At 74.7% G+C, this 5,108-nt stretch carries 2 protein-coding genes; both read right to left on the bottom strand.

The window, feature by feature from the left end:
• Positions 1-4,361: type I polyketide synthase (locus ABT403_RS38860; protein WP_502966023.1), on the bottom strand; the 4,361-nt coding region annotated here is incomplete at its 3' end.
• Positions 4,361-5,108 (bottom strand): phosphopantetheine-binding protein (locus ABT403_RS38855; RefSeq protein WP_351650955.1); only part of this gene is annotated, 748 nt, incomplete at its 5' end. The genes ABT403_RS38860 and ABT403_RS38855, both read right to left, overlap by 1 nt.

The raw sequence follows: 5,108 nt of genomic DNA, 5'->3' as shown, positions 1-5,108 counted from the left end.
AAACGCTCCACCCCGTACGAGGTCACCAGATGCCGCGCCACCAACCCACCCAGCAGACCCGTACCACCCGTCACCAGCACCGTCCCCGACCCGAAGTCCGGGGCCTCGCCGGCCGGCGCCGGCACGCGGGCCAGCCTGGGCGCCCGTACGACTCCGTCGCGGACGGCGAGCTGCGGTTCGTCATCGCTCGGCAGCACGGCCGCGGAGTTCAGGGCCGTGACATCGTCCACGTCCAGCAGGCCGAACCGGCCGGGGTTCTCGGCCTGCGCGGAGCGCACCATGCCCTGGAGCGCGGCGAGGGCGGGGACTTCGGCGGCGCCCCGGGTCAGGAAGACCAGGCGGGCGTCCGCGTACCGCTCGTCGGCCAGCCACTCCTGGAGCAGCGCCAGCACACGCCGTACGACGGAGCGGGCGGCCTCCGCGTCCGCGCCGGCCTCGTCGAGGACCGGCACGACCACCACGTCGGGCACCGGCCCGGCCGCGGCCAGGGCGTCGAGGTCGGCGGCGGTGGTGGTGCCGAGGGCGGCGGCGGTGGCCGCGGCCGGTCCGGCGGTGCCCAGCACGGCGGTGCGGACGTCCGTGGCGGGGGCGGCGCCGACCGGCGCCCACTCCACCTGGAACAGCGCGTCGCGGTGCGCCGCACCCGTCAGTTGGCCGGCGGACACCGGGCGCAGGGCCAGTGCGTCGACGGAGGCCACCGGCGTGCCGGTGGTGTCGGCGAGGGCGAAGGACACGGCGTCCGAGCCGGGTACCGGGGAGATCCGTACCCGCAGGGCCGTGGCCCCGGAGGCGTGGAGCGAGACACCGGTCCAGGCGAACGGCAGCCGGGCGCCGCCCGTCCCGTCGGAGCCGTCGCGGTCGCCGCTGAACCAGAGGGCGTGGAGGGCCGCGTCCAGGAGGGCGGGGTGGAGTCCGTATCCGGCGACCTCGCCGGCCTCGGCGTCCGCGAGCGCGACCTCGGCGAAGACCTCCTCGCCCGACCGCCAGACCCCGCGTACGCCCTGGAACGCGGGCCCGTACTCCAGACCCGCCACCGCCATCCGCTCGTACAGGTCCTCCACCGCCACCGGCTCGGCACCGGCCGGCGGCCACTCCACCAGATCGAAACCGGCCTCCACCGGCGCCGACGACACCACACCACTCGCATGCCGCACCCACGCACCCTCACCGTCCGTCCGGGAGTGCAGGGTCACGTCACGGCGGCCGTCCTCACCCGCGGCGCCCACCGTGAGCTGGAGCTGGACGCCACCGGTGACGGACAGCACCAGCGGCGCCTCCAGGGTGAGGTCGTCCAGGACGGGGCAGCCGGCGTGCTCGCCGGCGTGCAGCACGAGTTCGACCAGGGCCGCGCCCGGCACCAGGACCGTGCCGAACACCGCGTGGTCGGCCAGCCAGGGGTGGGTGCGCAGCGACAGGCTGCCCGTGAAGAGCTGCCCGTCGGCGTCGGCCAGGGTCACGCGGGCGCCGAGGAGCGGGTGGCCCGCCTCGCCGAGGCCGAAGGCGGACGCGTCGCCTGCGGCGTTGCCGGAGGCGAGCCAGAACTGGCGCCGTTCGAAGGCGTACGTCGGGAGGTCGACACGGGACGCGGCGCCGAGCTCGGCGAAGAAGCCCGTCCAGTCGACGGCGACGCCCCGGGTGTGCAGCCGGGCGAGGGCGGCGACCAGGGACTCCAGCTCGGGCGTGCCACGGCGCAGGGCGGGCACGAGCGCCCGGGGGTCGGTGTCGACGAGGCAGTCCTGGCCCATCTGGGCCTGCATGTCGATGGGACCGACCTCGAGGTAGGTCGCGGTGCCCAGGGTCTCCAGGGTGCGCACGCTGTCGAAGAAGCGGGCACCCTCGCGGATGTGGCGGACCCAGTAGTCGGCGCCCGGGACCTGGCCCTCGTCGAAGAGGCGGCCGGTGAGTCCGTCGACCATGGGGACGGTGGGCGCCCGGAAGTCCAGGCGCCGCGCGAACGCGCCGAACGCGTCGAGCACCGGATCCATGTGGGCGGAGTGGAAGGCGTGGCTGACCTCCACCCGGTGGGTCCTGCGGCCCCGTTCGCGCCAGTACGCGGCGGTGGCGAGGACGGCGTCCTCCTCGCCGGAGACGACCACGGCGCGCGGCCCGTTGACCAGGGCGACGGAGAGGCGGCCGGTGATGCCGAGCTCGTCGAGGCCGGCGCGCACCTCGTCCTCGGAGGCCTCCAGCGCGATCATCGCGCCGCCCTCGGGGAGTTCCTCGATCAGGCGGCTGCGGGTGACCAGCAGGTGCGCGGTCTCCCGGAGCGGCAGCACGCCGGCGACGTGCAGGGCGGCGTAGTCGCCGAGCGAGCCGCCGGAGACCGCGTCGGGGCGCAGGCCCCAGTGTTCCAGCAGCCGGTACAGGGCGACTTCGAGGGCGAAGATGGCGGGCGCGGACCAGCCGGTGCGGTTGAGGAGGGCGGCCTCCGGGGAGCCCTCGGGGGCGAAGACGATCGACTTCAGCGGGCGGTCGAGGTGCGGGTCGAGCGCGGCGCACACCTCGTCGAAGGCCTGGGCGTAGACCGGGAAGGCCTCGTGGAGCTCGCGGCCCATGCCGGGGCGCTGGCTGCCCTGGAAGGTGAAGAGGAAGGCCAGCGGGCCTTCGGCCGGGGTGCCGGTGTACACGCCGTCGGCGTGTTCACCGCGGGCCAGGGAGTCGAGGCCGTCGAGCAGTTCGGCGTGGTCGCGTGCGACGAGCACGGCCCGCCGGTCGAGTGCGGCGCGGGTGGTGGCGAGCGATGCGGCCAGGTCCACGAGGTCGGTGCCGGGGTGCTCGCGCAGCCGGGCGGCGAGCCGGCCGGCCTGGCCGCGCAGGGCCTCGTCGGACGCGGCGGACAGCAGGAACGGCAGGACGGGCAGGCGGACGGCGTCGGCCCGCTCGCCGGACGGCCTGGGCTCCTCGCCCGGAGCCGGTGCCTGCTCCGCTTCCTCCGGGGCCTGTTCCAGGATGACGTGGGCGTTGGTGCCGCTGATGCCGAAGGAGGACACGCCGGCGCGGCGCGGCCGTCCGGTCTCGGGCCAGGCGCGGGCCTCGGTGAGGAGTTCCACCGCGCCGGCCGACCAGTCGACGTGCGAGGAGGGCTCGTTCACGTGCAGGGTCCGGGGCAGCAAGCCGTGCCGCATGGCCTGGACCATCTTGATGACGCCCGCGACGCCGGCGGCGGCCTGCGTGTGGCCGATGTTGGACTTCAGTGAGCCCAGGTAGAGGGGGCTGCCGTCCGGCCGGCGGCGGCGCCCGTAGGTGGCGAGCAGGGCCTGGGCCTCGATCGGGTCGCCGAGCCGGGTGCCCGTGCCGTGCGCCTCGACGGTGTCCACGTCCTGGACCTGGAGGCGGGCGTCGGTCAGGGCCTGCTGGATGACGCGCTGCTGGGAGGGCCCGTTGGGTGCGGTCAGGCCGTTGCTGGCGCCGTCCTGGTTGACGGCGGAGCCGCGCACCAGGCCGAGCACCCGGTGTCCGTTGCGGCGGGCGTCGGAGAGCTTCTCCACGAGGAGCATGCCGACGCCCTCGCCCCAGCCGGTGCCGTCCGCGTCGTCCGAGAAGGACTTGCAGCGGCCGTCGACGGCCAGTCCGCGCTGGCGGCTGAAGTCCACGAAGGTGCCGGGGGTGGACATGACGGTCACGCCGCCGGCGAGGGCGAGGGCGCACTCGCCCCGGCGCAGTGCCTGCACGGCCAGGTGCAGGGTCACCAGGGACGAGGAGCAGGCGGTGTCCACGGTGACGGCGGGGCCTTCGAGGCCCAGGACGTACGCCACCCGGCCGGAGGCGATGCTGCCGGCCGTGCCGCTGCCGAGGTAGCCCTCCAGGTCCTCCGGCGGGGTGCCGATCTTGGACGCGTAGTCGTGGTACATCAGGCCGACGAACACGCCGGTGCGCGATCCGCGCACGGACAGCGGGTCGATGCCCGCGCGTTCGAGGGTCTCCCAGGAGGTCTGGAGCAGGAGCCGCTGCTGCGGGTCCATCGCCAGGGCCTCGCGCGGCGAGATCCCGAACAGGTCGGGGTCGAACTCGCCCGCGTCGTGCAGGAACCCGCCCTCGCGGCTGTAGGAGGTGCCCCGGTGGTCGGGGTCCTCGTGGAAGAGCCGTTCGAGGTCCCAGCCCCGGTTCTCCGGGAAGCCGGTGACGCCGTCGGCGCCGGTCTCGACGAGCCGCCACAGGTCCTCGGGGCTCTCGACCCCGCCGGGGTAGCGGCAGCTCATGCCCACGATCGCGATCGGCTCGTGGGCCTCGTCCTGCATGTCTTCGATGCGCTGGTTGGCCTGGCGCAGTTCTGAGGTGACTCGCTTGAGGTATTCGACGAGTCGGGTTTCGTCCGCCACGGGCGGTGTTCCTTTCAGGGTCGGTTGTCCGTCGCGGCGGATCAGAGGGTGCCGAATTCCGCGTCGATGAGGTCGAGGAGCTCGTCCGCGGTCGCCGTCTCGATCCGTTCGTCGCCGCTGCGGGCGCCCGAGGGGACGGTGGTCGGGGCGAGCGTGGCCAGCAGCGTGCGCAGCCGGGACTCGGCGGCTTCGCGCAGCGGGTCGTCGTCCGGGCCGAGGGCCTCGATGGTGCCGGTCAGAGCGTCCAGCTGGTCGAGGAGGACGGCGCCGGGTTCCGCCGGGGGCAGCAGCAGGCCGAGCAGGTACCGGGCGAGGCTGTCGACCTCGGGGTAGTCGAAGACGAGTGTCGCCGGCAGCTTCAGGCCGGTGTCCGTGCCCAGGGCGTTGCGCAGTTCGAACGTGCTGAGCGAGTCGAAGCCCAGGTTGGTGAAGGACCGGTTCAGGGGCACCGCGTGGCCGCCGGCGAAGCCGAGGACCGCGGCGACCTGGGTACGGACCAGGCTCTGGACGAAGGGAAGCCGGTCGTCCTCCGGCAGACCGCGCAGCCGGTCCGCCAGCGATGCCGCGCCGGCGGTCGTGGCCGCCGCCGGGTCCACACCCGTGGCCGTGCGGCGGACGGGGGTGCGGACGAGTCCGCGCAGCAGCGCCGGGAGTTCGCGGCCCCGCTCCTGGAGGGCCTTGAGGTCCAGCGGAGCCGGAACCAGTCCCGCGCTCCCCTGCGACAGGGCGGTGTCGAAGAGGGCCAGACCCTGCTCCGGGGCGATCGGGATGAACCCGGTACGGACGATG

It is taken from the genome of Streptomyces sp. NPDC000075, assembly GCF_040301925.1.
Classification (GTDB): domain Bacteria; phylum Actinomycetota; class Actinomycetes; order Streptomycetales; family Streptomycetaceae; genus Streptomyces; species Streptomyces polychromogenes.
The sequence above is the reverse complement of the archived record's forward strand: the minus strand, read 5'-3'. Positions and strand labels throughout refer to the sequence as shown.